This is a genomic window from Peribacillus sp. Hz7, assembly GCF_042136355.1.
Lineage (GTDB): Bacteria > Bacillota > Bacilli > Bacillales > DSM-1321 > Peribacillus > Peribacillus asahii_A.
On the sequence record NZ_JBHHJV010000007.1, the window covers coordinates 187,518 to 213,871 of the forward strand.

A 26,354-nucleotide genomic window follows, 5' to 3' on the forward strand; every position below is an offset into this window, starting at 1 on the left:
CATGCCTTTCGACTCTTTTTTTTAGTTTGCGTTGCCGTTCACCAAAAAAAGCCCCAAACGAGGGACTTTCTATGTTTCGATATGTCTTACTGCTTACTTTGTAAGGTAACAGTTATTGTTTTCTTATCGTTACCGCGATATATCGTAAATGATACTTTATCCCCAATCTTTTTTTCTGTATACAATTGTTTTCTAAATTCCGTAGCTGTACCGACTTCTACACCATCAACTGCGACAATAATGTCTTCTTGTTGAAAGCCTGCTTCAGCTGCTGCTGAATTAGCTTCAACTCCAGTTATAATCACACCTGACTGAACAGAGTTCTGTACATTTTGTCTATAGTATTGTGGAATGTCGGAAACATTCATTAGACTTATGCCTAAATATGGACGAGTAATTTTCCCGCTTTTAACCAACTGCTCCGCGATGGGAATTACATCATTACTTGGAATCGCAAACCCTAATCCCTCTACTCCACTTTCTGAAATTTTCATACTGTTAATCCCGACGACCTCTCCACTCGTATTAATTAACGCTCCCCCACTGTTACCAGGATTAATCGCTGCATCCGTTTGAAGTACATTCAATTCCCATTCTCCTGCAGAAGTATCGACAGACATTGTGCGATTTATAGCACTTACGATCCCTTGTGTAACAGATCTAGAAAAATCAAGGCCGAGCGGATTCCCAATCGCTAATACGCTTTCTCCTGGACGAACACTGTCCGAATCACCAAAAGTAAGCCCTTCTGGCGCATCAGAAGCATCAATTGTTAAAACAGCTAAATCCGTTAATGCATCGGCCCCTACTACATCAGCTTTTGTTTTCGTCCCATCATATAAAGAAATCTCGACTTTAGCTGCTCCTTCAATGACATGATTATTGGTGATAATATAAGCTTTTCCATTCTCCTTTTTCCAAATCACGCCTGAACCTGTACCGCTTTCAACCGTTTCACTTTCTCCATTAGCCGCTTGAGCGTTCGGTTCTCCAAACCAATTTTTCGTTTGGGATTCTTGATAATTTACGACACCTACAATCGATTTTGAGGCGTTTTCAACTATATCAGCAATGGAATCGCTATCCACATTACTTGTAGATACCTTTTGAACATTTGCATTTGATGTTTGGGTTGTTACAGTATCCGTTTCTTGCTTTTGATCTTTATTAATATAATCACCAGCAAACAGAAAGACAGAAGAAGTGATTAAAGCAGCAACTGTACTAGATATAATAGATGTCACTAATGGTGATTTTTCTTTTTTCACTTTTATTTGTTGTTTTACTTGCTCTTCATTGAATGGTTCCATATCCCGCTTCCTCCTATATGCAATACTTCTTTCAATGTCGTTATCATACAGGAGAAAGCTTAAGAAATTCTTAACGAAAGCAGAAAAAAAGACGAATATTAATGTAACGTTCGTCTTTTTCTTTTAAAAGCTACTACGTTCGATCCCGTAGGAATAACCCTCTCCCCCTTTTCTGTATTCATCACCATTTCCTCCATCACAATAAAAAACATACCAACTAAAAAGATAGCTAGTGAAGTAATTAAAAGCATTAATCCGATAATAGAAAACAAATAATCTTTATTATACTCGCTGGCAAAGAGACTTAAAATGAAGATACCTAGACCAATTACACCAGCCGTACCGCACATCCATTTTAAAGGATTTAATATTTTCAAATGCTCCTCCATTCATCTCCCTCCTCTTTTTACCATTCTAAACCAATTAACAAATTCATCCAACACCATTTTACTTATTTTACCAACAAAAAAACCTACACCTATTAAAAAATTAAGTAGGTGTAGGTTTTCATTTAACATATCTATCAAAATCTAAAACTCGATTTCCAATTTTCTTATAGAGACTTTTTATATCTTTAACAGAGGTCGTTTTTCCATCATTGCATTATATCATATACTTCTTTTGTTTTCGGATTTACCCCGTACCATCCCCATGTAGCTGTATGGCCGTATTCATTATCCTCTACGCTTTCAAATACTTGAAAAATATAATCGCCTTTTTCATCATCATGATCATACTGAACACGTAGATATGGATAATCCTCAATTTCGATAAAGTCTTTAACTAATTGCTCTGCTTCTTGAACAGTTAGTTTTTTAGAATCTTCCTTATTCTGATTCTGATCCTTTGGAACATCAGCACTTGATGAATTTGATGAATTTGATGAATTTGATGAATTCGAATCATTCTCCGCTTTTTTTGGCTCTGCGTTGACTTCGTTCTTCTCTGGTTCTTTAACGTCTGCTGGCACTTCAATATTTTGCTCCTCAAGTGCCGCCTCTTCTTCAAGGCTCAATGTTTCTTCTTCTACTACATCAGATGAATCTTCATTCATATGATCAATCTTCGTTACCCATTCATCCGCAATCTTAACCATTTTTTTGCCTAACTTTGTTTTAGCTTCGTATCCCGCTCCTTTTTCAAAAGCTGTTAAAGCGGCTTCAAAGTCTTTCTCTTCGTAATGACTGATTCCATCAGCAAGGTATTTGGAAAGCTCCATCAATTCCTTTGCTTCATCCGTTTCTTGATCCTTGTACGCTAATGTAAACGCATCATACGCTTCCAAATAATTTTCTTCTTGTACTTGCTCTTTTCCTAAATCCATATTGGCATCATATTCCCTTGATGTACAACCCGCAACCATTAATAAAAATGTCAGTACAACCAATGCTGTTACTCTCTTTCTCACCTTGGCACCTCTCGTGTAATTAATCAGTTTCATATTCTTTTATTGTATCACGAATGACATAACAGATAATACTAAACACTGAATAACAGGAAATAAGGACGTGAATTTGGATGGATTTTTTTCAAAGCCAGGAATCCCTTACTTCAATAGAGTGGATTTTAAGGGCTGTCGTTGCTTTTCTTTTCTTATTCTTTATGGCAAAAATAATGGGACAACGATCAATTTCTCAGTTACAACTACTTGATTTCATTATAGCCTTATCGATTGGAAACATTATTGCCCATCCATTGTCTGATGAAGGGTTAGGTTTGAAAGGCTCGATGATTACCATGACCGTTTTAGTTACTTTATACTTAATTGGGGTATTTGCGAGTCTGAAATGGAAGAAACTTCGACATTTTATCGATACTCCGTCCTTCTCACTTATTGAAAATGGGAAGATTATATCTAAAAACTTAAAAAGAGCGAGAATATCGATTGATTTTTTATTATCAGAATTGAGGAAGGAAAAAATCGAAGACGTTCAAAAGATAGCACTTGCTCTGTGGGAACCGGATGGTACGATTTCATTTTTCTTACATTCACAATATCAAGCGATGACCCCAGCGGATATGAATATAGTGACTAAACCATTTGCTTTTCCTAGTACAATTATTAAAGAGGGAAAAATTGAATTCAAAGAATTACATCGGATTGGTAAGAACGAAAACTGGCTAAAACACAAAGTTAAAAGCCTATACGATGCAGACATACATGATATTTTATTAGGAACCATTGATCAAAACGATCAATTAAAAATCTTTTTATATCATTAAGCACAGCTAAAAAAACAGAGAACTCCAAACTAAATCCGTTTGAAGTCTCTGTTAAAACGCATGGCTATCACAAAATTATCTTACTATACCCTATGGGTGGTTAATTATGCATGACATAGGTGGTTATTATTTATTCCCTGGAGCAGGCTGATCCACACCTCTTACTCGATGTCGATGCCCATCGTTTTCTGTTGTATAAAAATCATAATGATGGACGTGCATTCCATTTCCTACAGGGATAGCAGGACCTGAATATGCCTGATAATGATGAGTATGCCCATCTTCAAAAACAACATAGCCTTCCGTGTAATGAATATGGTTCCCATCTTGAGTTTGGATAGGAGGAGAAGTAACATCTAAACATTGATGAACATGACCATCATTTACAGATGTATAGTCAACAGAGCCATGATTATGATTTGGTACAAATCCCGGTACGAAATCATCTTTACCCACACGATTCATTTTGGCCCCCCCATACAATATAATAAAATGTTATTGCTGTTCAAAATAATGATAAAAACGATCGGTTTGTTGAATTAGTCCCGTATCCTTACGGTTAAAACCATCTCCTAGAAATTTAGCATGTTCTTTCATAATTCTAAGCCAAAATCTATTTTCCGTTAAAGAACGTTCAATAAAGAGTTATTCGGTTAATGACTCCGGTTTGGCCGCAAATGATTCAGGTGGAAGTAACATACGATTAAACTCATCTGCGCTTACATGACCAGGTATTTGAGGCTGATTTTGCATGCCTCTCCCCTTTCTTATTCTGACTTTACCATTAGTTTACTGGGTTCATAATTGAATTATGTTATAAACTAAAAAACTCTTACATACGCTTCTTTACTCCTTCGCTATCTTTCTTTTAAAACAACAAAAAGAAAATCTAGCATATAACAAAAAAACACCCATCAAAATGGGTGTTTTTTGTTAATGATTTTGCTTATAATACGTAAAACCTTTGACGATATCCATTACATAAATAAGGTATTCTAACCTACTAAATATTACGCTGTAGTTTACCTAAACGTCTTTTCTCTACTTTTTCAAGGCGCTCAGCTTGATTCAGCTTCACTTCAAACAACGTAATTGGATCACGATACACTTCTGGATTTTCTCTCATATGCAGAAGCGTATCTTGATACTCTTTCGTTTCCATCTGTGTTGTATCAATTGTTTTTTGCAGCATAGAAAATGCGCTTCTAAAGAACAAAGTAATATCACGTTCAATTGACTGCTCAAATAGTTCAAACTGAGCTAAGAAACGATCACTAATCATAAGTGCGACATCAAGGAAATCTTCATTTTCCAAATATTTTTTATAACGATTATACATCGATGCCTTGTTTTGAGGAATTGCTCCTAACAGTTTCCCAGCTCCTTTGAGCAATAATTGCGCTGGCGTACGTCGAAGCAAAATATTGACATTTTCTATTCGAATGCCACTTGTCATTCTATCCGCATCTCTTCGCCAATCATCGAGCACTTTAAAATCACCAAGTAAGCCAATCCGTTCCTCCTGATATAACTCATTAAAGCCACTGCTTACGTCATCCATAAACTGCTGACTTTGAGTAAATTCCATTTCAGACTCTGAAATCCATTTTTGCAAAGAATGATAGTAATCTGGCATTAAAGTCTGCTTAACATATTCTTGAATTTTTTCATTCATTTCTTGATTTAATTGCACATGAACTTGACTAAAATCACTATTTTCCGTTATTAAATTAGAGCAGTTATGCAGGATTTTAGGAATTTTTGTAAATATTTCATTTTTGACTTCTTCCTTAAACGAACGATACGATTTAGTAATCGTTTTAATTTTTTCCTTTTCCAAATCAGCTAATTGATTCATCGCTCCGTTGAGCTTCTCTACCATTTGTTCATTCCAAGCAATCGAATGTTCCCATCTTCTTTCGGTAGACGCCCGCTTTTCTAACAAATAAGTTAACGTCTGATGAATAAAAGTCAGTACCTTCTCTGTCCGCTTTTCTTTCCAATCATGTTGATGATAATTACTATTCATAAATAGTGCAAAATCATTCAGTTGCTTGCTATCTTCATACTTATTCGAAAAAGCAAACACTTTCGCCTTTGGAAAGTACATATTTACTTTATTCCATGTTTCATCTTCCATCTGCATAGCCACTTGATCGCTATAAACGGTATCCATTTTATTTAATAAAAAATGAATCGGGATTTGCGGTGCTGCTGCTTGAATGTCTAATAATAAATCACGCTCCACTCCTGTAAAAGGAGCCCGTGCATCTAACACAAATAATAGTCCATCGCTTCCTGCTAAATGATGTTGAAAATCGGAAGAAATCGTTTTTTCTCCATTAAACCCTGGCGTATCAACTACACGCAACGTTTGCTTTTGCAAATAATCACTTGAAAGGTGGATATCCATAATGGACCCTTTTTGACCATTTGTCTCACCTAACTCCGTTACAATATTTTGTTCATCCCCCGTAATTTCGATGATGGCTGATTCCGAGCTATCTTGAACACTAATCGTACCAGAATAATCATGCACTGCTAATGTTTGACCAACAAGTGCTTCCACAAAGGATGTTTTCCCGCTGCCAGCACTTCCCGCAAGAAGAAGACGATAAGAATTGGTATTGATTAACTCACGAATCATCCACTTTAATTTATAGCCAACGGCTAATTCATTCTCCTGCGCCCAAGCCACAATCGACTCGAATAACGTTTCGCTTGCCGCTAGGCCACCCTTCACTTTACTTGATTGATTTAATACCCCCTCTGCCTCATGAACAATTAACATATTCATTGATTCAGGGAATACCTTGCTCCATGAAGCTACAGCTGCCGCTGCATGAATAGTCTGCTCTCCATTTGAAATCTTCAACCAGTTTTCTAATAGACTTGGAATAACGGGCTTCAAATCACGAATCAAGTACTTTCCTTCCAATAAACGAGAAAATGCTTCTTGATATTGATCGGATAAATCATTCCATCCATGCTCTTTACTATGTTCGCCTTTGCCAATTAATTCTGTAATAACCTCTAACCAATTAAAATACGAATCCGTATACTTATAATTTTTCCATAGAGCTACAGCCATCTTTTCAAATCGAACTGGTTCAAGCTGATATAATGATTCCAACATACGAGCAAAATAATCTGGAGCACTGGATTGAGCAACTCCTTGCTTAATATAGGCATGCAATACATCAAACCATGCCATAGATTCTGTCCGAATACTTTCATTAACAGCTAATTCAATAGCATTAGGCCAATCCTTTTGCTCTTCAAAAAAAGCACGAGCCATCTTCGTTACATTCGGATAGTCTGGATCAAATGCAACCGCTTCTTTAATGACATCACGTGCTAATGGATGTTTCATCCCAACGATATAAAGAGAAAACAATTGCAAAAACACTTCCATCTTCAACACTGGGTTATCAGTCGAAACATCTTTATAAATCGATTCTGCTGTATCATATAATTCCAACTCAAAATACGCATCTGCAATATTCTTCTTTGCCCATGGACCGAGTTTGCCCTCAATGTTTTCCCATTTAAAAACGGCTGCTTCATAATCAAGATGTTGAAAATATACTTCCCCTTGTGCAAAACGAATATCTGTTAAATTAGCAATCTCTTTCTTGTTTTCTTCTATAAAAAGTTCTCCTAAAGATTCAATTGGATGCTTTTCTTTACCTTCTATAAGTATTTCGTAAAACTTTTTTTGAATTAATTGCTCGTCCATTCTCACGCCTCCACCCTTATATTTTTACAATATGTTTATTTAAAAGGCTTCCGTAAATACGATTGTTGATAAATGATTTTTTGGCTTATATGTGAAACCGTGGTTTTGCCCATCCTGCAGTATAGCCATGTAAAAATCCACTTTTAAATCATTATTTTAACAAAATAGGTTTGTTATACGATGTCACAACCTTTACATTTTCAACACAGAAATTGCACTTCTGTAAAGATTTTAATAAAAATGATACGTAATTTCCAAAATACACACTATAAAATTAACAGATTTTTACACAGGTAACCAGCTACAAACATCCTAAACTTAAATCTCAAAAACTGGGATAATCCGTAGTCTAATGATACAAAAAATCCCCATTGACTGTCTTCTCAATGAGGTTTTTCTTCGGTCAAACCCCCATACGTTTTCGTTGGTTGTTTGGTTTTTTAGTTAATTGATTTTTTAGTGGTTTAGCGGTCTTTACAACCCCTGTTTCTTTTGTTCCTGCTGTTGTCTGAGCTTGCTTTTGTGCCAACTTCTGCTTAATGGCATCCGCCAAACTCATCTTTTTAGTTTCAGACATGCTATTGTCTCCTTTTAACTTTCATCTGACCTATCTTCATTATAAGCGAAAACACCAAACAAAGATACTGATCCCTGCATCTCATAATCTCAATTGAAAACTTTTTCCTATTTTGCTATATTGTTTGAATAGATGCAAAACTACTTACTTTTTTAGAAAGGTCGCGTTTGCGAATGAACAAATCATTAGTTATTTTATTTTTAGTTTTAGCCAACTTGTTTTGGGCTGGCAATTATGTATTTGGTAAATATGTCATAAACGAAATGTCGCCTATACAATTAACCTTCTCACGTTGGCTCCTTGCAACGTTCTTATTAATTCCGATTGCCCACTGGATTGAACGCCCTCATTGGAAACAAGTGTGGAAGCAGTGGAAAATTCTCTGGATTATGGGTGTACTCGGAATTATTAGCTACAACCTTCTCCTTTATTGGGCACTGAAATACACAACTCCACTAAACGCAGCACTTGTTAATTCTATTAATCCAGCTGTTATCGTATTTTTTTCTGCGTTTTTATTACGAGAGCGAATTTCTCTAAAAAACGGAATTGGCCTGCTCATTTCCTTATTAGGTGTTTTACTCGTGTTAACGAAAGGGCAGCTTCAAGAAGTTCTTCACCTTACCTATAACAAAGGTGATGTATTAATGATTGCGGCCATTCTCGTCTGGACATTTTATTCAATTATCGGAAAAAAACTTAAAAATATTCCCCCCATTTCCGGGACATCTATATCTGTTATTCTAGGACTTATCACTTTATTGCCATTTGTTCTTTTTTCCGAGTTTAATTATCAGCTTAGTAACCAAGCCATTATTGGTATTTTGTATATTGCTCTCTTTCCATCTGTTGGTTCCTTTATCTTTTGGAATAGCTCGTTACGCCATATTAATGCTAGCCAAGCCGGGATTTATCTTAACTTAATTGCTGTTTTTACCGCTATTTTAAGTTTAATTTTAGGACAAACGATTACACTTGTACAAATTGTCGGCGGCCTGCTTGTCTTTATTGGAGTTTACCTATCTAGTCAGAAAGCCAAACTACAGAGTACGAATTCTTAATAATAACGGAACGCCCCTTGAATAAAGAGGGGCGTTTACGTTATCTTTTGTAATGTAACAAAATTTAATGAAAAAAGGTGTGCTGTTTTTGCGGATTAATAAATATATTAGTGAGTCAGGAATTACCTCCAGACGTGGAGCAGATAAATGGATTGCAGAAGGTCGCGTAACCATTAACGGAGTTGTTGCAGAGCTAGGAAGTCAAGCTGAACCCGGCGATGATGTGCGCGTAGATGGAAAACCGATTACAATTGAGCAGCAATATGTCTATATTGCTCTTAATAAACCTGTTGGCATTACAAGTACAACAGAAAGGCATATTAAAGGCAATATTGTGGACTTTGTTAACCATCCGCTTCGAATTTTTCATGTCGGTCGACTCGATAAAGATTCAGATGGCTTAATTTTACTAACAAATGACGGTGACATCGTAAATGAAATTTTGCGAAGTGAAGGTAAGCATGAAAAAGAATATATCGTAACGGTCGACCAGCCTATTACCCCTGCGTTTCTCAAAAAAATGGCTGCAGGCGTAGAAATTTTGGACACGGTAACCTTGCCTTGTAAAGTCACCCAATTGTCTAAATATGTGTTCAAAATTATTTTAACGCAAGGGCTAAACCGTCAAATTCGGCGCATGTGCTCAGCTTTAGGTTATCAGGTACGAAGCTTACAGAGAACACGTATTATGAATATCCGCTTAGATGGTCTCGCTGTCGGTCAATGGCGTGATTTAACGAAAGAAGAGCTGAGTGATTTATTTAAACAATTGAATTATACTCCTAGACAACGTTGAATAACGATATACTCCCCTTTTCACGAGATCAGCATCGCTTCTGATCTCTTTTTATACACACATTTTTTCTGAAAATTCAATAAATTTTATATAATGTTGCAGGATATAACGATTCAACTAAAGAATCAACAAATATACCTATAAAGTGGTTAAAAAAAAGGGGGATAGTTATGTCAGTCTGTAATGAAAAGAGAGTAGAACTTTTAGCTATACAAAAGGAAAGCGGGCAATTTTTTTTACACATCCGATTACTGTTGGACCAAGAAATCGAACTAATTTGGGAAGTTGATGAAACAACAGCTAACAGTTTACAAGCTAGAGCTAAGTTTGAAACCGGCGCTAAATATTACCTATCCTTTTATCACTCTTGGGATGCTCTAAAAAAGAAAAAGGTGAGCTGTATCACTCGAACCTATCTTGGCAAAAGTAATAAAAAAATTTTTTCATGTTCAAAAGAATATAGTCAAAACTTGAACTTACTGAAACCTATTCAGCAAATCAAGCAGCTTCATGCCCTACCCTTCTTATCTAGTCCACATTCACTTAAGCAAGACAAAGAGATAACCAGCAAACAAAAGACTACATATATACCCTTTCTTTCTCCTAAGCTGGCCTGGATGGCAGTCTTTATTATGAGTCTCTTCGCATTTCTAGGATTGAATGAAACTAAACCTGTGAAAGCCGAAGCATTAAATAATAAGATAGTCGTAACAGCAGCCTCTGTAATACCTGAAGAAAAAGAGAGCATTCAACAGCCTGCTATAAAGCTAAAAAAATCGATGAACTATACCGTCCCTAGAGGTTACGTAGCTCTTACTTTCGATGATGGTCCTTCTAAATATTCTAAGAAAATAGTAAACATTTTAAAAAAATATAAAGTAGGCGGTACGTTTTTCTATATTGGAACAAACGTGAAAAACCGGCCTGAAGATGTAAAATACACGAAAAGGAATGGCTTTTCAATCGGCAGCCATTCTATGAATCACCCAAAATTCACAAGTCTTTCTTATCAAAAACAAGAAAAAGAACTAACACAAGCCAATACCATCATTGAAAAAATCACGAAGGAACCTGTCACTCTGTTCCGCCCACCTTATGGTGCTAAAAATCTAAATACAAGTAAACTAACTAAAAAATACAGTCAGAAGATGGTTATTTGGAGTATTGATACTAGAGATTGGGAAAGCCGCAATGCAAAAAAAATTCTTACAGTAGTGAAAAGTTCTAAAACATCCGGATCGATTATTCTTCTGCATGAATCATCAGCCGTTGTTGAGGCCTTACCTGACATTATTAAACATTTACAAAAAGAAGATTTAAAGATTGTAAATCTACAATAACTCAACACTATAAACATGCATAACAGACTGCAGCTCAAGCTGCAGTCTGTTATTTTATCACTTAACGATTACTTCCAATAAGCTAGGGAACGTTTTCTCAAAGATTGTCTGAATTGTTCTGTTGATTTTAGTAAAACTGTATTAGTTGCATAATCCATAATGACCCCAAAACGGCGAATAACATCTAATTTATCAATCTCTCCATTTTGGAACTGTTTTTCTACTATAACAGGATCGAGCTCTAGCCATTTTTTACGATTATTTCTTATAAACTCTCGCTCTCTTTTTGTTGCTTCATAGTCAATTTCAAATAAATCAAGATCTCGATCAATCTCTTTAATGACAACTCCATAATCTTTTCTTGCTCTTTCAACCGAAACATATTCATCAATCACATCTTCTAAGACAGCTTCTACATCTCTTTCAAGAGCGTCCCCCAATCCACCTCCACCTGCAGAAGGTCTGACAAAGGAGTCACCGCTTTTTACTTCTACATTTGAAAAAATGGTTCCTAAAAATTGTTCATCCTCTCTTCCAGGATTTAACCATGCTCCATGTGGATAAGAAGGAAGCCCTCCAAAAATCCCCCATGTCAGGGAACGAGATCTGTCACAACAATAGGACATAACCGTATTTTTTATTTCCGTTAAAACGCCGCCTTTTTCAACCCCGCAACCACCACGATATTTACCAGGTCCTGCTGAATCAGTAATAATTTCGTGTTTAGTCGTAATGACCGGAGATAATCGCTCTTGGCCTTCACACGGCTGTACACTTAAACCTACTCCAAACACTGGCGAAGTTGCATTCGCTCCATCTCGATCATAACGACCGCCATGTCCGCCGGCCATCCAGTCGTACCACATAAAATACTGATTTTGCTCGTTTCGTAAATCATTGCCGCCAATAAGTAAGTATTCTAGATTGAAAGAACAGGCAAGAGCTCTTTCCGGCATAATGTTCGACCAAAGTTCAAAGCAAGCATTCATAATCTTCTCGAATGTTCCTGAACAAAAACCGGTTACAGCGATGGGGCTTGGAGCATTCACAACAGAATTCTCCGGTAAAATTACTTTAACAACTCGATAAAACCCTGAATTTAGAGGGATTTCTGGAAAGAATGTTTTTGTCCCTGCATAGGCGGCTGATAAAGAGGCACCGAATCCTGAATTCAGAAAACAGCCGATATAAGGATGAGAACCTGTTAAATCGTATAAAATTTCCTCATCTGAAATAGTCATCTTTACTTGAATTGGAATAAGACCATCTCCCAATTCCGGGTCCATATCAATGTAATCTACCGTTTCCCATGTTCCTTTTGGCAAAGATTTTATTTTTGTTTTAGCTAACCGCTCAACATAGTCTTGAACTTCTTCAAAAGCAATTAATGTCGTTTCTAAACCATATTTCCTAATGATTTCAAGAAGCTGAGCCTGCCCTACTTTTGCTGCCTCAACTTGTGAGCGAAGATCCCCGATTCTTTCTTCCGGAACACGCATATTCGATGCTATAAGATTTACAACATCTGTTAAGTATCTACCTTTGCTATAAATGCGAACAGGTGGAATTCTAACGCCCTCTCCATAATGCTCTTTTGCCGTAACATCAAAGGAACCTGGAGTTGTACCTCCCATATCTGCCCAGTGACCATTTGTTTGCATGAATGCAATTAAGCGATCATCATGAAAGACCGGTAATACTACACGCGTATCATTAAAATGGGTACCTCCCCGGTATGGATCATTAACTAAAAAAGCGTCTCCAGGATGAATATCATCACCAAAATCCTCTAAGACAGCTTTGGCGGTTAAATGCAAGGTCCCAACGTGTACAGAAATATCTTGTGTTCCTTGCATCACTGTGTTTCCCTCAGCATCACAAAGAGCACAACTGAAATCGCGGTTATAAATAACAAATGAATAACAGGTCCTTAGTATTTGTTCGGCCATTTGATCTACAAGGTTGATAAAACCGTTTTTTAATACCTCGAATGTAACAGGATCCAAGCGATTAGTCGTTTCCTTTTGAATCAGTTCAGGTCTATTCATAGCTATTTCCCCCCTCGTCTTATTTGTTTACCGATATAATTAAGTTTCTATACACATCTACTTTCGCAGTAAAGCCTGGCGGGATTACCGTCGTTGTATCCAACTGATCAATAATAGCCGGTCCTTGAATTTCAGAAAGAACAGGAATATCCTCACGGTTATAGACATTTGCAGGGACAAACTTTTCATCGAAATAAACATCTCTCACTTCTTTTAAAGCACTCTCCAGTGTGCCTGCTGGTCCATACTTCGGAAACTCTGGTTTCGGTACCGTTCCAATGACAGTGACTCGCAAACCATAAATTTCAACTAATTGTTTATCATCTGAAAAGGCAAATTCACGTTGATGTTCTTGGTGAAAAGCCTCTAATACGCTGTCTAATGATTGAAGTTTATCACTGACTGGTATAGCTAATGAGCGCCATTGCCCCTTGTATCTCATATCCACATAACGCATAAGTGTGGACTGATCACTTCCAACGCCTTCCTCTTCTAATAATTTTTCAGCCTCTTGTTCCATACCGCTGAATTCATTCTCTAATTCTTCAAGTGAAACATGATGAATATTCTTCACATATGTTTTTGAAATGTCATGACGAACATCTACTAATAAGCAGCCCATGGCAGCGGCAACACCAGGATGAGGCGGAACAATGATAGTTGGAATATCCATATCTTTTGCTAACTGAGCACCATGTAACGGCCCAGCCCCTCCAAAAGCAACAAGAGCAAAGTCACGTGGATCATAGCCCCGTCTTACCGAGATTAATCTCAATGCATCACACATGTTAGCATTAGCCACTTGAATAATCGCATTAGCAGCCTCTTCAACTGTATAATTAAACTGCTTGGCAATCTTTTCAACAGCTTGTCTTGCTTTTTCCTTATCCAACTTCATAGTTCCATCTAATAAATCGACCCCAAGACGGCCAAGAACTAAATTGGCATCGGAGTTGGTTGCTTCCGTTCCTCCTCTTTGATAACAAGCAGGCCCAGGAACTGCACCAGCACTTTGTGGTCCGTTTCTGAGAGAACCACCTTCATCCACCCACGCTAAACTTCCTCCACCAGCTCCAATTGTCAAAATTTCGATACTCGGAAACCCAATTGGATATCCATATTCAATGTACCAATCTTTTGTAATCCTAATATCGCCATCATACATAAGAGAAATATCTGTACTCGTCCCTCCCATATCAAGTCCAATCGCATGATTAAAACCACAAAGCTTGGCAATATGCTTACTAGCGATTGCACCGGCAGCAATGCCCGAGCTTGCAAGCCTTGCAGCATAACGCGGAACTGTACTAGACGTCATGACACCGCCACCAGAGTGTAAAACTAGAATATCTCCTTCATACCCTTTTTTCTCCATTTCTCCCTCTAAATTATGAATATACTTACTAATAATCGGCCCTAACACTGCATTAATAATCGTTGTACTCATACGCTCATGCTCAAAAATCTCCGGCAATACTTCACTCGATGTACAAATGTAAACATTCGGTAATTCTTCTTGGATAATTTCTTTTACTCGCGTTTCGTTCGCTCCATTCACGTAAGCATTTATAAAACAAACAGCAATGGACTCCGTACCACGCTTATCTAGTTTTCTAGCAAGCTGACGTACTTCTTCTTCATCAATTTCAGTAAGTACGTTACCGTCATAATCCGTTCTTTCTGTTACCTCAAACCGATCTCTTCTTGGAATATAAGGTTTTGAAGTATCTTGATACATATCCCATATGTCAAGCTTTGTCCCGCGTCGAATCTCTGGGACATCCCGAAAACCTTTTGTCGTAATAAGTGCCGTTTTAGGAAGCTTTCTCTCAATTAATGCATTCGTACCAACGGTTGTACCATGGGAAAAGATTTTAATATCTTGACCATTTAACTGAGCTTTTTCAATTCCATCTAAAATTCCACGCTCTGGATTCGAAGGTGTTGATGATGTTTTCGTTACAAAAATCTTTCCTGTCTGCTCATCAAAAACAAATACATCTGTAAATGTGCCACCTACATCAATTGCTAGTCGAGTTTGAGTCATATTAGCTTCCCACCTTTTTATTTTTAGGTTCTGTTAAATAATGTTGTTGATTTTTGACTCATTTAACTTTTAACAGAGCTGAAAGGCGTGTGAAACCGTGGTTTCACACGCATGAGCAAAAAATCGTATAAATCAACAATATTCATTAACATAGTCTATTTTTAGAATGATCAGTCCATAGGACCTATACTAAGTGATTGATATTTTTATAGTCATCTTATTGAAATGATTCATGTAAGTAGTATAAATTTTGTGTTTAGAGGTATAAATGTGGATGCAATCTCCTTCTTGTCCAATATTATTGAAGAAAGAGATTTGTTAAAGTGAATGATAAATTTGATCGTTTTTCATAAGAGTCTTCGATAACATATGACGTATTACTGAACTTTTTCACTAGGCTCATTCAATGCCTCTGTGTATGTCATTGTGTCACGGTTATAGTTCGCTCTCATGATAAACATAAGGAAGAATCCAATTCCCCACCAGCCTGCAAAGATTAGCCATTCATATGGCCAAATGAGCGCTGCCGGCATTCCAGGTAAGTATAAGGAAATAAAACCTATACTTAATATAAAAGCGATCCAGCCTACCGCATTTGATTTCCCAGCACGGAAAGGACGCACCATATCAGGCTCATTCTTGCGTAATTTTACAAAGGCAAGTGCCACACAGAAGTAAGCAATAACGATGGCAAGGCCCCCTGCATCAACCAACCATACTAACATCGGTCTGCCCAACAATGGAGCAATCGTCGATAAAGCCCCTATAAATAAAATAGCATTAGTCGGAGTATTACTTTTAGGGTGTAACTTACCGAACCAAGCTGGAATCATCTTCTTTTCTGCCATCGAATAAAGCACGCGGCTGCCTCCAATAATAAAGGCATTCCAACTTGTCAAAATTCCAGCTACACCGCCCAGAATTAAAATAGTAGCAAAAAGACTGGAACCATAAACTGCAGCCATAGCATCTGCTGTCGGTAAAACAGAACTACTAAGCACGCCCTTATCTAAAGAAATTCCGACTGCAAAAATCACGGCTACATAGAAGAATACAGCAAAACCAACAGATGTAATGAGGATCTTTCCGATTGATTTAGGAGGTACATTCATTTCTTCCGCCGTTTGCGGAATGACATCAAAGCCAACAAACATGAACGGTGTCATAACGAGAACAGCGATGACTCCTGCTGTTCCACCAACAAACAGTGGTTCTGCATTTGAAAAATCACTAGTAATAGCTGATCCAAAAATTAACATCAATCCAATAAGCGCTATGACAATCGTTAAAACCATTTGAAGGATGGCCGCTGATTTCATCCCTAAGTAATTAATAATCGTAACGAATATAGAACCGGCTACTCCAACAAGTACCCAAGATAAATAGACATCATATCCAGTTATGGTATACATATATCCAACCTTATAATTAGGAAAGATATATTCGACAACAGTTGGCAAAGCCACAGCCTCAAAAGCCACAACCGAAATATAACCGAGTGCTAAGGCCCAAGATGCTACGAACGCAGCTTTAGGGCCTACTCCTCTAAGTACGTAAATAAGCGCTCCACCTGTTGTCGGCATAGCCGAGGCTAGTTCCGCATATGTCAGACCAACGAATATTACTAATACTCCACCAATGACAAAGGCGATCATCGCCCCAAGTGTTCCTGCTGATCCTATCCAATTACCAGATAAGACGACCCATCCCCAACCAATCATCGCTCCAAAAGCAAGAAATAAAATATCCATCCTCGAAAGGACTTTATTGAGATTTTTTTGTTCTCTAATAGTAATCCCTCCCCAAAAGATTTCCTATTGATCGATAATGTCTTCTACAAAAAAGAAGTAATCGAAACGGTTTTATAAGCGGTAAAGAATTCAACAGCAGCTTGTCCTTGTTCTCTCGTACCAGAGCTTGATTCTTTCATTCCTCCAAATGGAGCTTGTGGTTCTGCCCCACCTGTTTCCCCATTAATTTGGACCATTCCGACTTCACTATTTTTAATAAAATGGAAGGCTTTGTCCAAGCTTGTTGTAAACAACGAAGCACTTAATCCATATATCGTATCATTCGCTTTAGCGAGTGCTTCTGAATAATCTGCTACCTTTACTACAGCTAAAACAGGTCCAAAAATCTCTTCCCTTGCAATAGCCATCTCATTTGTTACCTGTCCGAAAATCGTCGGTTCAATAAAATAACCTTCGTTAAATGTTGGTCCCTCTAAACATTTGCCACCAAAAAGCAATTGGGCTCCTTCTTCAACTCCTTTCGCTATATAAGAAGAAACTGTATCAAATTGATTTTTAGAGGCTACCGGTCCCATATTTACTGTTTCGTCTAGTCCATCTCCCACTTTAATTTGCTTTACTTCAGTCAATAGCTTGTCTACAAATGTATCGTAAATAGACTGCTCTACATACACTCGGCTTGTTGCTGTACAGCGCTGACCTGTTTGCTTCATAGCTCCTTCAATCGTCAGCTTAGCCGCCAAATCTAAATCAGCATCCGCTAGAACAACAGCAGGATTTTTCCCTCCAAGCTCTAGTTGGAATTTTTTGTTTTGTGCTACTGCTTTAGAAGCAATCTCTCGCCCAACTTGATTAGAGCCGGTAAAGGTAACCGCTGCTGTATCCGGATGCTCAACGAGTGCATTCCCCACTTTGGCTCCGCTTCCCATGACCAAATTCAAAACTCCTTCAGGTAAACCAGCTTTTTCAAATACTTCTGCAATTTTTACCGCTGTAATCCCTGATTCCCGAGCAGGCTTCCAGACAACCGTATTTCCGTAAACGAGAGCCGGTGCCATTTTCCATATTGGAATCGCCACAGGGAAATTCCATGGTGTAATGACAGAAACAACGCCTAAAGGAACCCTGAGCGAATACAGCGTATTTTGAGGATTAATAGAGGGAAGAAGTTCCCCCGTCTTCCTCATCCCTTCCTGTGCAAAATAACGTAAAATCATCACAGCTCTAGCAACTTCACCTTTCATTTCTGCAAATCTCTTACCCATCTCTTTTGTAGCTATTCTTGCTATTTCTTCAGTCTGCTGTTCTAAAAGGTCAGCTGATTTTCGCAAAAACTCTCCCCGTGTCACGGGAGAGAGCTGCTTCCATTGAAGAAAGGCTTGTTTAGCATGTATAACAGCACTGTCCACTTCCTCAACTGTAGAAACAGTTGTCGTTCCTAAACATTCAGATGGATTCGCTGGATTATAATGCTTATATGTCTCTCTGCTCTTCGATTCAGTCCACTTTCCTCCAATGTAATTTAAATAATCCATCATCCTTCTCCCTTCCTCTCCTTTTTCCTCATCCTCTTAAAAAAGCTCCTTTTCAACTGCTAACATCGTTTCATCTAAAATATCAATCATTCTTTCAATCTCTGCTTTATTAATGACTAAAGGAGGAGCAAAGACGAGCGTATCTTGATCAAAAGTGACAGTACGGATAATTAATCCACGTTTCGCAGCTTCCTCTGCAAGTTTAGGAGAGAGTGGTGTTTCAAAGCTTTCCCCAGTCAATTTATCTTTGACAATTTCAATGCCACCAATTAATCCAAGCGCTCGAACCTCACCAACAATTCGATGATTGCTTTGTAAATATTTAAAGCCCTTCAGTAATTCCTCACCCATAAGTTTTGCATTTTCCACTAAATTTTCCCGTTCAATAATTTCAATATTTTTTAAAGCAACGCTGCAAGCTGTCGGATGGCCACTATACGTATAACCATGTAGAAGCGTCCCTTTCGACAGTTCCTTCAAATCATCAAACATCTTTTCGGAGAATAGAACGCCTCCTAACTGGGCATATCCGCTCGAAACTCCTTTTGCAAAGCACATCATATCCGGTACCACTCCATAATGATTAACGCCAAACATCGTTCCAGTTCTTCCAAATCCTGTAATAACTTCATCTACAATCATTAGGATACCATATTCATCACAGATTTTTCTTACTTCTTGTAGATATCCCTCTGGCGCTATATTTACACCGCCTGCACCTTGCACAGGTTCTGTAATGAAAGCTGCAATTGTTTCAGGACCTTCTTGTTCAATGGCTTCACGTAGCGCTTCACTAGAGGTACCATCTACATGATAAAAGTCTGGTGTAATCGAGTTTGTGAAATCACGGAACGGCTTTAAGCCTGTTGCACTTGTCGCTCCCATAGCTACCCCATGATAGGACTGTGTACGAGATATAATTTTTTGGCGATTCGGCTGCCCTTTTAAAATCCAATAGTGGCGAGCTAATTTAAATGCAGTATCATTAGACTCAGATCCACCAGAAGTAAAGAAAACAGCATTTAAATCTCCTGGAGCAATCGATGCAAGTTTCGAAGCTAATCGAATGGCTGGCTCATTACTAATTGTTCCGAAACATGAACTAAATGCTAGTTTTGACATTTGCTCTTGAGCCACTTGTGCCAGCTCCTCTCGCCCATGTCCAATATTCACATTCCAAAGTGAGCTCATCCCATCAATCACTTGTTTTCCAGTAATATCAGTTAAATAGATTCCTTTTCCCTCTGTAAAAATAAAACTTGGTCCATTTGCTTGCTGTTGGGCAATCGATGATGTTGGATGAATAAAATGCTTTTTATCTAACTCCATCAATTCTTTGTCTACCTTTACGTCTTTTAACATTTACAACACCCTCTCTAAAAAATATGTGGATATATAAAATATTTAAGCAAAATTCATGCCAAAAGGAATTTATGTAAAAAATATGTAAAAACAAGGCGATTCAGTCTCTCATTCTATGAAAACAATCCACTTTCGAATCAAAAGTGGGAATTTATGATTCATTTCTTGATTGTTAATGCCTTAATAATTTATATTTGAATCATAACCATAAATTGGATTGTAAATTTCTTAATAAAGGCTTAACAAAAAAAGAAGAAAGAGAGGGGAAATTATGAATTATGCTACCGTTAATACCATTTTAGATACAATCATCCATACTTCGAATAACAATATTACTGTCACTGATGAGAAAGGATATATTTTGCATACAAATCCCCAACACTGGGCTGTTTATGGGATCGAGCTCGATCAGTATGTCGGAAAATCGGTTTATGAGCTTGAAGCAGAAGGAATTCTTTCTCCATCTATTACCGCAATGGTACTTAAAGAAAGAAAATCGATTGAAGTGATGCAGCACACGATAACAGGAAAAGTAGTGATGGCAACTGCCTACCCGGTTTTTAACGATGATGGAAAGATTATTTTAGTCATCAGCTATGCCCAAGATCAAACAGAGATTAATAACCTTCAACATCAATATGAACAATTAAAGAGAAAAATAGAAAGCTATCAAACAGAAGTTAAGGAGCTGCGTGGGAAAGAAGGGGTTATTTACCGCAGCAAAAAAATGGAGCACATTGAAAAAACGCTTCATCGGGTTGCTGAATCGGATGCAACTGTGTTGTTTTTAGGAGAGTCAGGTGTCGGAAAAAGTATGTTTGCTCGCAAATTACATAATCAGAGTTACCGTAAAAAGGAGCCGTTTATTGAAGTGAATTGTAGTACAATACCTGAAAGTTTATTTGAAGCAGAAATGTTCGGCTATGAACCAGGCTCTTTTACTGGTGCCCTTAAGCAAGGTAAACAAGGACTAATTGAACAAGCCCATAATGGGACTTTATTTTTAGATGAAATCGGGGAGCTGCCTTTGGCTATTCAAGTAAAATTATTAAAGGTGTTACAGGAAAAAAAATTCACAAGAATTGGAGGAATGAAGGAGTGCCATATTGATTTCCGTCTTGTAGCAGCTACTAATCAAAATTTAGAAGAAATGGTTCAAAAGGGGACATTCCGGCTTGATTTATATTATCGATTAAGTGTCATTCCACTTCACATTCCTTCTTTACGTGATCGAAAAGAGGATATTGCTTTATTAATCAATCACTATCTAGAATTAATTAACAAGAAGTATAAAACAAATAAAAAATTGCATTCTGCCACATATGAAGCTTTAATTCAATATATATGGCCTGGGAATGTACGAGAATTAGAAAACCTTATTGAACGACTTATTTTAACTACTGATGAAACCATTATTTTTCCAAATACTTTGCCTTCTTCTATCATAGTTCAAAGCCCGACTTCACCAAAAGAGCCCTCTCTTATTATTGAACAAACAATGATTGAAAGTTATGATCTTAAAACTATTTTAGAAAAAGTAGAAAAATGGACCATTTCCAAAGCGTATCAACAATGCAAATCAACATATAAAATGGCTGCCTTTCTTGGCATCAGCCAACCGTCCGTCATTCGTAAACTCAAAAAATATAAAAATCAGCTCCTTCCTTAAACACAGAACAAAAGCGAAAGCGCCTTGTTCTGCAATAGCTGCTTACAAGCTAGAAGATGAAGTCGCTCTTGGACTTCATCGGCTGGGCAGGCCGCGACCTTGAGAAACTAGAGGCTGAAAGCGCTTATCCACAATTTAAGCATTTTATAACTTCCTAAACAACGAAAGAACCACCTCTCAAAAATATTCGAAGGTGGTTGTTAATTGATTCCTTTATCAATCAAAGAAGCATACTAAATAGCAACTCTTTTACAGATATATAGCCATAGCAATTTCATCACAAGTTGGGAACTTGCTGCAATTCAAACAGTCCTTCCACACTTTTTGAGGCATCTCATCTTTCTGAATCACCTGAAATCCGCATTTTTCAAAAAATGTAACCTGATAAGTAAGAGAAATGAGCTTTTTAATTTCAATTTTTCTTGTTTCTTCTACAATCTGTTCAACAAGTAATTTACCTACCCCTCTTCCCTTTGCCTCTTCAGCTACGACAAGCGAGCGAATCTCTGATAAATCTTTTCCTAATATATGAAGACTCGCTGCCCCCACAACCTGATCATCAATAGTTGCCACGCAGATAGCCTGAAGATTTTCATACAATGACTCGCGGGTACGCGGGAGCAAAAGACCTTGTTGAGCATACATATTAATCAAGCTATAAATAGCCTCTACATCACTTGCTTTAGCCTTCCGAATGTTCACCATATAATCTCACCTTTTTTTAGAAACTATGATTAAAATCATACTTGAGATTTCAGAAAAGTCAATAAAGCAATCGTGGAAATCATAATTTTCTGTTGATATGCAATGAAATGACTTAGAATTATTCCCTTTATCATTGCTCTATCTATGGAAATAAACACTAGCCCCTTATTCTATTGACGAAATAAGCTTACATCCTATACTATTAGCCATTGAGCGTTCATTCAAAAACGTGGTTCGAAACCATCCCACGATAAAAAACTAGGGAGAGAGTCAACAATGAATAGCAGAACATTAATAGTCAATGGAATTTTAGCAGCCCTTTATGTAGCTGTTTCACTTGTGATTAACCCAATTGCTTTTTCCGCAATTCAGTTTCGGATTCCTGAACTGTTTAATCATTTGATTGTATTCAACAAAAAGTATATTTACGGAATTGTAGCTGGGGTGTTTATTACCAATTTATTTTCCTCAATGGCTGCTTACGATTTAATTTTTGGCGTTGGACAGTCCTTACTAGCACTACTCATTGTGATTTTTGCTTCACGTTATATTAAGAATATTAAAGTGTTGATGATCATTAATATTCTCGTATTCACATTCACGATGTTTATGATTGCGCTTGAACTGCATCTTGCACTAGGATTTCCGTTCTGGCTTAGCTGGTTCACAACAGCGGTTGGAGAGTTTACCGTCATGCTAATCGGAGCTCCTATTATATATACCATGAATAAGCGCATTCAATTTTCAAAATGGATTTCCTAAATAGAAAAAGGCTGTCAATACTTCGTCCGTTCGAAGATGACAGCTTTTTTTTCATACCTGCCCTTCAATAAATATGTAAATTTTTAATATCTTTACGTTTCTTTAATTTACTAAAATTGTACTTAGTAATATTTACTCGAGGCAGAAGTACATCTTCATGAAACAATAATTGAAATTGATGTCAAAGATAGTATCCCTCTTTTGCTGTGTAAAGCTAATCAATTCGGTATAGTACGTGTAGAAAGTGAAATATCACAAGAAACTAATGTACAAATTAAATTGCCAGTGGTCTAAAACAAAATCGCTCCTATGCGGGCGATTTTGTTTTAATTTCTACTCAATATATTAACACGTAATCACATTACTCTAGCTATTTCAAAACAGCTCTAAAATCTTTATAAAAACGGTGGTGAAATAATGAAAAAAAGAATTATTGATCGATTTGAGGGAGATCTTGCAGTCGTTGAATTTAACGATACAATGGAGGATATTCCAAAGGCTAAATTGCCAAAAGAAGCCGCTGTTGGCGATGTTCTTGTATTCGATGGCGATAAAATCACTATCCATACAAAGGAAACAGCGAAGTTGAAGCAGAAAATTGAAGATTTAATGGATGAGCTATTTGACGATTAACGGCTAGCCCTGCTTTAAAACCGGGGTTTATATTTTCCCTTTCCTATGCACAAAAAAGGAAAATAAAAGAGGGATTAACTTCGTCCTAAAAAACTATGCACTGAATGGTTATTTTCCCAAAATCAAAAGGATGGGCGAAGTTTTTCACAACCAAACAAATGGGTATTAAAAAAGACTAATCACGAAGATTAGTCCATTACGCGCCTTAGAGGATTCGAACCTCTGACCGACGGCTTAGAAGGCCGTTGCTCTATCCTGCTGAGCTAAAGGCGCATGATTCTATGTATGGCGGAGAAGGAGGGATTTGAACCCTCGCGCCGGTTACCCGACCTACACCCTTAGCAGGGGCGCCTCTTCAGCCTCTTGAGTACTTCCCCACATAAAAAAAATGGCTCCGCAGGTAGGATTCGAACCTACGACCGTTCGGTTAACAGCCGAATGCTCTACCACTGAGCTACTGCGGAACAATAAAAAATATAAATGGTGGGCCTAAGTGGACTCGAACCACCGACCTCACGCTTATCAGGCGTGCGCTCTAACCAGCTGAGCTATAGGCCCATTTTGGAGCGGGTGAAGGGAATCGAACCCTCATCATCAGCTTGGAAGGCTGAGGTTTTACCACTAAACTACACCCGCATATAAAATTGGAGGCAACACCCGGATTTGAACCGGGGATAAAGGTTTTGCAGACCTCTGCCTTACCACTTGGCTATGCTGCCATTGACTGGGCTAGAAGGATTCGAACCTTCGCATGACGGAATCAAAATCCGCTGCCTTACCGCTTGGCTATAGCCCAACAATAAAAAATGAAACAAATGGCGGTCCGGACGGGACTCGAACCCGCGACCTCCTGCGTGACAGGCAGGCATTCTAACCAGCTGAACTACCGGACCATATGAAGAAAAAAATGGAGGAGGTAGAGGGATTCGAACCCCCGCGGGGTTTGACCCCCCTGTCGGTTTTCAAGACCGATCCCTTCAGCCGGACTTGGGTATACCTCCGTTATAATCATGGTGGAGCCTAGCGGGATCGAACCGCTGACCTCCTGCGTGCAAGGCAGGCGCTCTCCCAGCTGAGCTAAGGCCCCATATCATTTAATAAGTAGCATGGTCGGGAAGACAGGATTCGAACCTGCGACCCCTTGGTCCCAAACCAAGTGCTCTACCAAGCTGAGCTACTTCCCGCATATAAATATGGCGCGCCCGAAAGGAGTCGAACCCATAACCTTCTGATCCGTAGTCAGACGCTCTATCCAATTGAGCTACGGGCGCATATTAAAATGGTGCCGAGGACCGGAATCGAACCGGTACGGTAGTCACCTACCGCAGGATTTTAAGTCCTGTGCGTCTGCCAGTTCCGCCACCCCGGCACTTTGCGAAAAGTGGAGTGGGAGACGGGATTCAAACCCGAGACCCCAACCTTGGCAAGGTTGTATTCTACCACTGAACTACTTCCGCATAATAATGCGGGTGAAGGGAGTCGAACCCCCACGCCTTGCGGCGCCAGATCCTAAGTCTGGTGCGTCTGCCAATTCCGCCACACCCGCAATATGGTGAGTCATGCAGGATTCGAACCTGCGACCCTCTGATTAAAAGTCAGATGCTCTACCAACTGAGCTAATGACTCGTCCAAATGGTGCCGGCAAGAGGACTTGAACCCCCAACCTACTGATTACAAGTCAGTTGCTCTACCAATTGAGCTACACCGGCATATAAATGGTGGAGGATGACGGGATCGAACCGCCGACCCTCTGCTTGTAAGGCAGATGCTCTCCCAGCTGAGCTAATCCTCCAAAATGGTGACCCCTACGGGATTCGAACCCGTGTTACCGCCGTGAAAGGGCGGTGTCTTAACCGCTTGACCAAGGGGCCATTCTATAAAACTAGACAAAAGAATAACCCCTATTGGGGTTTTTGCCTGGCAACGTCCTACTCTCACAGGGGGAAACCCCCAACTACCATCGGCGCTGAAGAGCTTAACTTCCGTGTTCGGAATGGGAACGGGTGTGACCTCTTCGCCATCATTACCAGACAAAGTATAGAAGGATTGTTCCTTCAAAACTAGATAATAGGAAAAGACTATCATTGAAATATTGGTTAAGTCCTCGACCGATTAGTATCAGTCAGCTCCATGTGTCGCCACACTTCCACCTCTGACCTATCAACCTGATCATCTTTCAGGGGTCTTACTAGCTTGCGCTATGGGAAATCTCATCTTGAGGGGGGCTTCATGCTTAGATGCTTTCAGCACTTATCCCGTCCGCACATAGCTACCCAGCGATGCCTTTGGCAAGACAACTGGTACACCAGCGGTGCGTCCATCCCGGTCCTCTCGTACTAAGGACAGCTCCTCTCAAATTTCCTGCGCCCACGACGGATAGGGACCGAACTGTCTCACGACGTTCTGAACCCAGCTCGCGTACCGCTTTAATGGGCGAACAGCCCAACCCTTGGGACCGACTACAGCCCCAGGATGCGATGAGCCGACATCGAGGTGCCAAACCTCCCCGTCGATGTGGACTCTTGGGGGAGATAAGCCTGTTATCCCCGGGGTAGCTTTTATCCGTTGAGCGATGGCCCTTCCATGCGGAACCACCGGATCACTAAGCCCGACTTTCGTCCCTGCTCGACTTGTAGGTCTCGCAGTCAAGCTCCCTTGTGCCTTTACACTCTACGAATGATTTCCAACCATTCTGAGGGAACCTTTGGGCGCCTCCGTTACCTTTTAGGAGGCGACCGCCCCAGTCAAACTGCCCACCTGACACTGTCTCCCACCCCGATCAGGGGTGCGGGTTAG

The 26,354-nt window shown here is 38.9% G+C and carries 19 protein-coding genes, 19 tRNA genes, 2 rRNA genes, 1 pseudogene and 1 riboswitch; of the genes and pseudogenes, 7 read left to right on the forward strand and 34 right to left on the reverse strand.

All coding sequences use genetic code 11. The features are described from left to right. Positions 1-86: 86 nt before the first annotated feature. The 3 genes from ACE199_RS12160 to ACE199_RS12170 all read right to left on the reverse strand — a co-directional run bounded on the left by ACE199_RS12160 (position 87) and on the right by ACE199_RS12170 (position 2,718). Positions 87-1,310, reverse strand: a complete 1,224-nt coding sequence (locus ACE199_RS12160; RefSeq protein ID WP_375350029.1) for a S1C family serine protease — start codon at positions 1,308-1,310, stop codon at positions 87-89. Between the two features lie 98 nt (positions 1,311-1,408). Further along, positions 1,409-1,699 (reverse strand): hypothetical protein, encoded by a 291-nt coding sequence (locus ACE199_RS12165; RefSeq protein WP_119115735.1) that lies wholly within the window; start codon positions 1,697-1,699, stop codon positions 1,409-1,411. 206 nt (positions 1,700-1,905) lie between these two features. Then, positions 1,906-2,718, reverse strand: a complete 813-nt coding sequence (locus tag ACE199_RS12170) for an outer membrane protein assembly factor BamD (RefSeq protein ID WP_375350030.1) — start codon at positions 2,716-2,718, stop codon at positions 1,906-1,908. A 110-nt stretch (positions 2,719-2,828) separates the two neighbouring features. On the opposite strand from ACE199_RS12170, the gene ACE199_RS12175 reads away from it, so the two are divergent. After that, entirely contained in the window at positions 2,829-3,533 is a 705-nt protein-coding gene (locus tag ACE199_RS12175; protein WP_375350031.1) for a DUF421 domain-containing protein, read from the forward strand. 126 nt (positions 3,534-3,659) lie between these two features. Here ACE199_RS12175 and ACE199_RS12180 read toward each other — a convergent pair whose 3' ends face one another. The 4 genes and pseudogenes from ACE199_RS12180 to ACE199_RS12195 all read right to left on the reverse strand — a co-directional run bounded on the left by ACE199_RS12180 (position 3,660) and on the right by ACE199_RS12195 (position 7,849). Then, positions 3,660-3,998, reverse strand: a complete 339-nt coding sequence (locus ACE199_RS12180) for a YmaF family protein (protein ID WP_375350032.1) — start codon at positions 3,996-3,998, stop codon at positions 3,660-3,662. Positions 3,999-4,031: 33 nt separating this feature from the next. Beyond that, a pseudogene (locus ACE199_RS12185) lies at positions 4,032-4,286 on the reverse strand (DUF2935 domain-containing protein); the annotation flags it as partial. Positions 4,287-4,536: 250 nt separating this feature from the next. Beyond that, a complete protein-coding gene (locus tag ACE199_RS12190) occupies positions 4,537-7,272 on the reverse strand; it encodes a GTPase domain-containing protein (protein ID WP_375350033.1) in 2,736 nt (911 codons plus the stop codon). 403 nt (positions 7,273-7,675) lie between these two features. Continuing rightward, on the reverse strand, positions 7,676-7,849 hold the full coding sequence (locus ACE199_RS12195; RefSeq protein WP_164853114.1) for a hypothetical protein: 174 nt from the start codon (positions 7,847-7,849) through the stop codon (positions 7,676-7,678). Positions 7,850-8,022: 173 nt separating this feature from the next. Here ACE199_RS12195 and ACE199_RS12200 point away from each other — a divergent pair, with 173 nt between their 5' ends. The 3 genes from ACE199_RS12200 (at position 8,023) to ACE199_RS12210 (ending at position 11,046) form a co-directional block, all read left to right on the forward strand. After that, positions 8,023-8,910, forward strand: a complete 888-nt coding sequence (locus tag ACE199_RS12200; RefSeq protein WP_127758946.1) for a DMT family transporter — start codon at positions 8,023-8,025, stop codon at positions 8,908-8,910. Positions 8,911-8,998: 88 nt separating this feature from the next. Further along, positions 8,999-9,706, forward strand: a complete 708-nt coding sequence (gene rluF, locus ACE199_RS12205; protein WP_375350035.1) for a 23S rRNA pseudouridine(2604) synthase RluF — start codon at positions 8,999-9,001, stop codon at positions 9,704-9,706. 170 nt (positions 9,707-9,876) lie between these two features. Continuing rightward, positions 9,877-11,046 (forward strand): polysaccharide deacetylase family protein, encoded by a 1,170-nt coding sequence (locus ACE199_RS12210; protein ID WP_375350036.1) that lies wholly within the window; start codon positions 9,877-9,879, stop codon positions 11,044-11,046. Positions 11,047-11,114: 68 nt separating this feature from the next. Here ACE199_RS12210 and ACE199_RS12215 read toward each other — a convergent pair whose 3' ends face one another. The 5 genes from ACE199_RS12215 to ACE199_RS12235 all read right to left on the reverse strand — a co-directional run bounded on the left by ACE199_RS12215 (position 11,115) and on the right by ACE199_RS12235 (position 19,789). After that, entirely contained in the window at positions 11,115-13,094 is a 1,980-nt protein-coding gene (locus tag ACE199_RS12215) for a hydantoinase B/oxoprolinase family protein (protein ID WP_375350037.1), read from the reverse strand. 19 nt (positions 13,095-13,113) lie between these two features. Then, the gene (locus ACE199_RS12220) at positions 13,114-15,141 is read right to left on the reverse strand and encodes a hydantoinase/oxoprolinase family protein (RefSeq protein ID WP_375350038.1); all 2,028 of its coding nucleotides are present in this window, start codon (positions 15,139-15,141) and stop codon (positions 13,114-13,116) included. A 377-nt stretch (positions 15,142-15,518) separates the two neighbouring features. Continuing rightward, positions 15,519-16,892 carry an APC family permease gene (locus ACE199_RS12225; RefSeq protein WP_375350039.1) on the reverse strand — a complete coding sequence of 458 codons (1,374 nt, stop codon included), beginning with the start codon at positions 16,890-16,892 and terminating at the stop codon, positions 15,519-15,521. Between the two features lie 83 nt (positions 16,893-16,975). Continuing rightward, the gene (locus ACE199_RS12230; RefSeq protein ID WP_375350041.1) at positions 16,976-18,430 is read right to left on the reverse strand and encodes an aldehyde dehydrogenase family protein; all 1,455 of its coding nucleotides are present in this window, start codon (positions 18,428-18,430) and stop codon (positions 16,976-16,978) included. A 33-nt stretch (positions 18,431-18,463) separates the two neighbouring features. Continuing rightward, positions 18,464-19,789 (reverse strand): aminotransferase family protein, encoded by a 1,326-nt coding sequence (locus ACE199_RS12235; protein ID WP_375350042.1) that lies wholly within the window; start codon positions 19,787-19,789, stop codon positions 18,464-18,466. Between the two features lie 271 nt (positions 19,790-20,060). Between ACE199_RS12235 and ACE199_RS12240 the strand changes: the two genes are divergently transcribed. Then, entirely contained in the window at positions 20,061-21,458 is a 1,398-nt protein-coding gene (locus ACE199_RS12240) for a sigma-54 interaction domain-containing protein (protein ID WP_375350043.1), read from the forward strand. A gap of 249 nt (positions 21,459-21,707) precedes the next feature. On the opposite strand, the gene ACE199_RS12245 is transcribed toward ACE199_RS12240, so the two are convergent. Beyond that, entirely contained in the window at positions 21,708-22,163 is a 456-nt protein-coding gene (locus ACE199_RS12245) for an N-acetyltransferase (RefSeq protein ID WP_375350044.1), read from the reverse strand. A gap of 223 nt (positions 22,164-22,386) precedes the next feature. Continuing rightward, positions 22,387-22,431: riboswitch (PreQ1 riboswitch) on the forward strand. Between the two features lie 8 nt (positions 22,432-22,439). On the opposite strand from ACE199_RS12245, the gene ACE199_RS12250 reads away from it, so the two are divergent. Together ACE199_RS12250 and ACE199_RS12255 are read left to right on the forward strand one after the other, a co-directional pair. After that, entirely contained in the window at positions 22,440-22,925 is a 486-nt protein-coding gene (locus ACE199_RS12250) for a QueT transporter family protein (RefSeq protein WP_375350045.1), read from the forward strand. Between the two features lie 417 nt (positions 22,926-23,342). Continuing rightward, the gene (locus ACE199_RS12255; RefSeq protein ID WP_375350046.1) at positions 23,343-23,558 is read left to right on the forward strand and encodes a DUF3006 domain-containing protein; all 216 of its coding nucleotides are present in this window, start codon (positions 23,343-23,345) and stop codon (positions 23,556-23,558) included. A 199-nt stretch (positions 23,559-23,757) separates the two neighbouring features. Here the strand turns inward: ACE199_RS12255 and ACE199_RS12260 are convergent. The 21 genes from ACE199_RS12260 to ACE199_RS12360 all read right to left on the reverse strand — a co-directional run. Continuing rightward, positions 23,758-23,831 (reverse strand) — tRNA-Arg (locus ACE199_RS12260). A 13-nt stretch (positions 23,832-23,844) separates the two neighbouring features. Continuing rightward, positions 23,845-23,935, reverse strand: a tRNA-Ser gene (locus ACE199_RS12265). Positions 23,936-23,947: 12 nt separating this feature from the next. Next, positions 23,948-24,022 (reverse strand) — tRNA-Asn (locus ACE199_RS12270). A gap of 17 nt (positions 24,023-24,039) precedes the next feature. Next, positions 24,040-24,116, reverse strand: a tRNA-Ile gene (locus ACE199_RS12275). A gap of 4 nt (positions 24,117-24,120) precedes the next feature. Next, positions 24,121-24,194: transfer RNA gene (locus tag ACE199_RS12280), tRNA-Gly, on the reverse strand. A gap of 9 nt (positions 24,195-24,203) precedes the next feature. Then, positions 24,204-24,277 (reverse strand) — tRNA-Cys (locus ACE199_RS12285). Between the two features lie 5 nt (positions 24,278-24,282). Then, a tRNA-Gln gene (locus tag ACE199_RS12290) sits at positions 24,283-24,354 on the reverse strand. 20 nt (positions 24,355-24,374) lie between these two features. Further along, positions 24,375-24,451, reverse strand: a tRNA-Asp gene (locus tag ACE199_RS12295). A 15-nt stretch (positions 24,452-24,466) separates the two neighbouring features. Beyond that, positions 24,467-24,559 (reverse strand) — tRNA-Ser (locus ACE199_RS12300). A gap of 10 nt (positions 24,560-24,569) precedes the next feature. Further along, positions 24,570-24,645, reverse strand: a tRNA-Ala gene (locus ACE199_RS12305). A gap of 20 nt (positions 24,646-24,665) precedes the next feature. Then, positions 24,666-24,742: transfer RNA gene (locus ACE199_RS12310), tRNA-Pro, on the reverse strand. Positions 24,743-24,752: 10 nt separating this feature from the next. Next, positions 24,753-24,829, reverse strand: a tRNA-Arg gene (locus tag ACE199_RS12315). A 9-nt stretch (positions 24,830-24,838) separates the two neighbouring features. Then, positions 24,839-24,927, reverse strand: a tRNA-Leu gene (locus ACE199_RS12320). A gap of 13 nt (positions 24,928-24,940) precedes the next feature. Then, positions 24,941-25,015, reverse strand: a tRNA-Gly gene (locus ACE199_RS12325). A gap of 7 nt (positions 25,016-25,022) precedes the next feature. Next, positions 25,023-25,104 (reverse strand) — tRNA-Leu (locus tag ACE199_RS12330). 4 nt (positions 25,105-25,108) lie between these two features. Continuing rightward, positions 25,109-25,184, reverse strand: a tRNA-Lys gene (locus ACE199_RS12335). Positions 25,185-25,191: 7 nt separating this feature from the next. Further along, positions 25,192-25,267 (reverse strand) — tRNA-Thr (locus tag ACE199_RS12340). 7 nt (positions 25,268-25,274) lie between these two features. Next, a tRNA-Val gene (locus ACE199_RS12345) sits at positions 25,275-25,350 on the reverse strand. Positions 25,351-25,354: 4 nt separating this feature from the next. Continuing rightward, positions 25,355-25,429: transfer RNA gene (locus ACE199_RS12350), tRNA-Glu, on the reverse strand. 44 nt (positions 25,430-25,473) lie between these two features. Beyond that, a 5S ribosomal RNA gene (gene rrf / locus ACE199_RS12355) occupies positions 25,474-25,589 on the reverse strand. Positions 25,590-25,650: 61 nt separating this feature from the next. Beyond that, positions 25,651-26,354, reverse strand: a 23S ribosomal RNA gene (locus ACE199_RS12360); the annotation flags it as partial.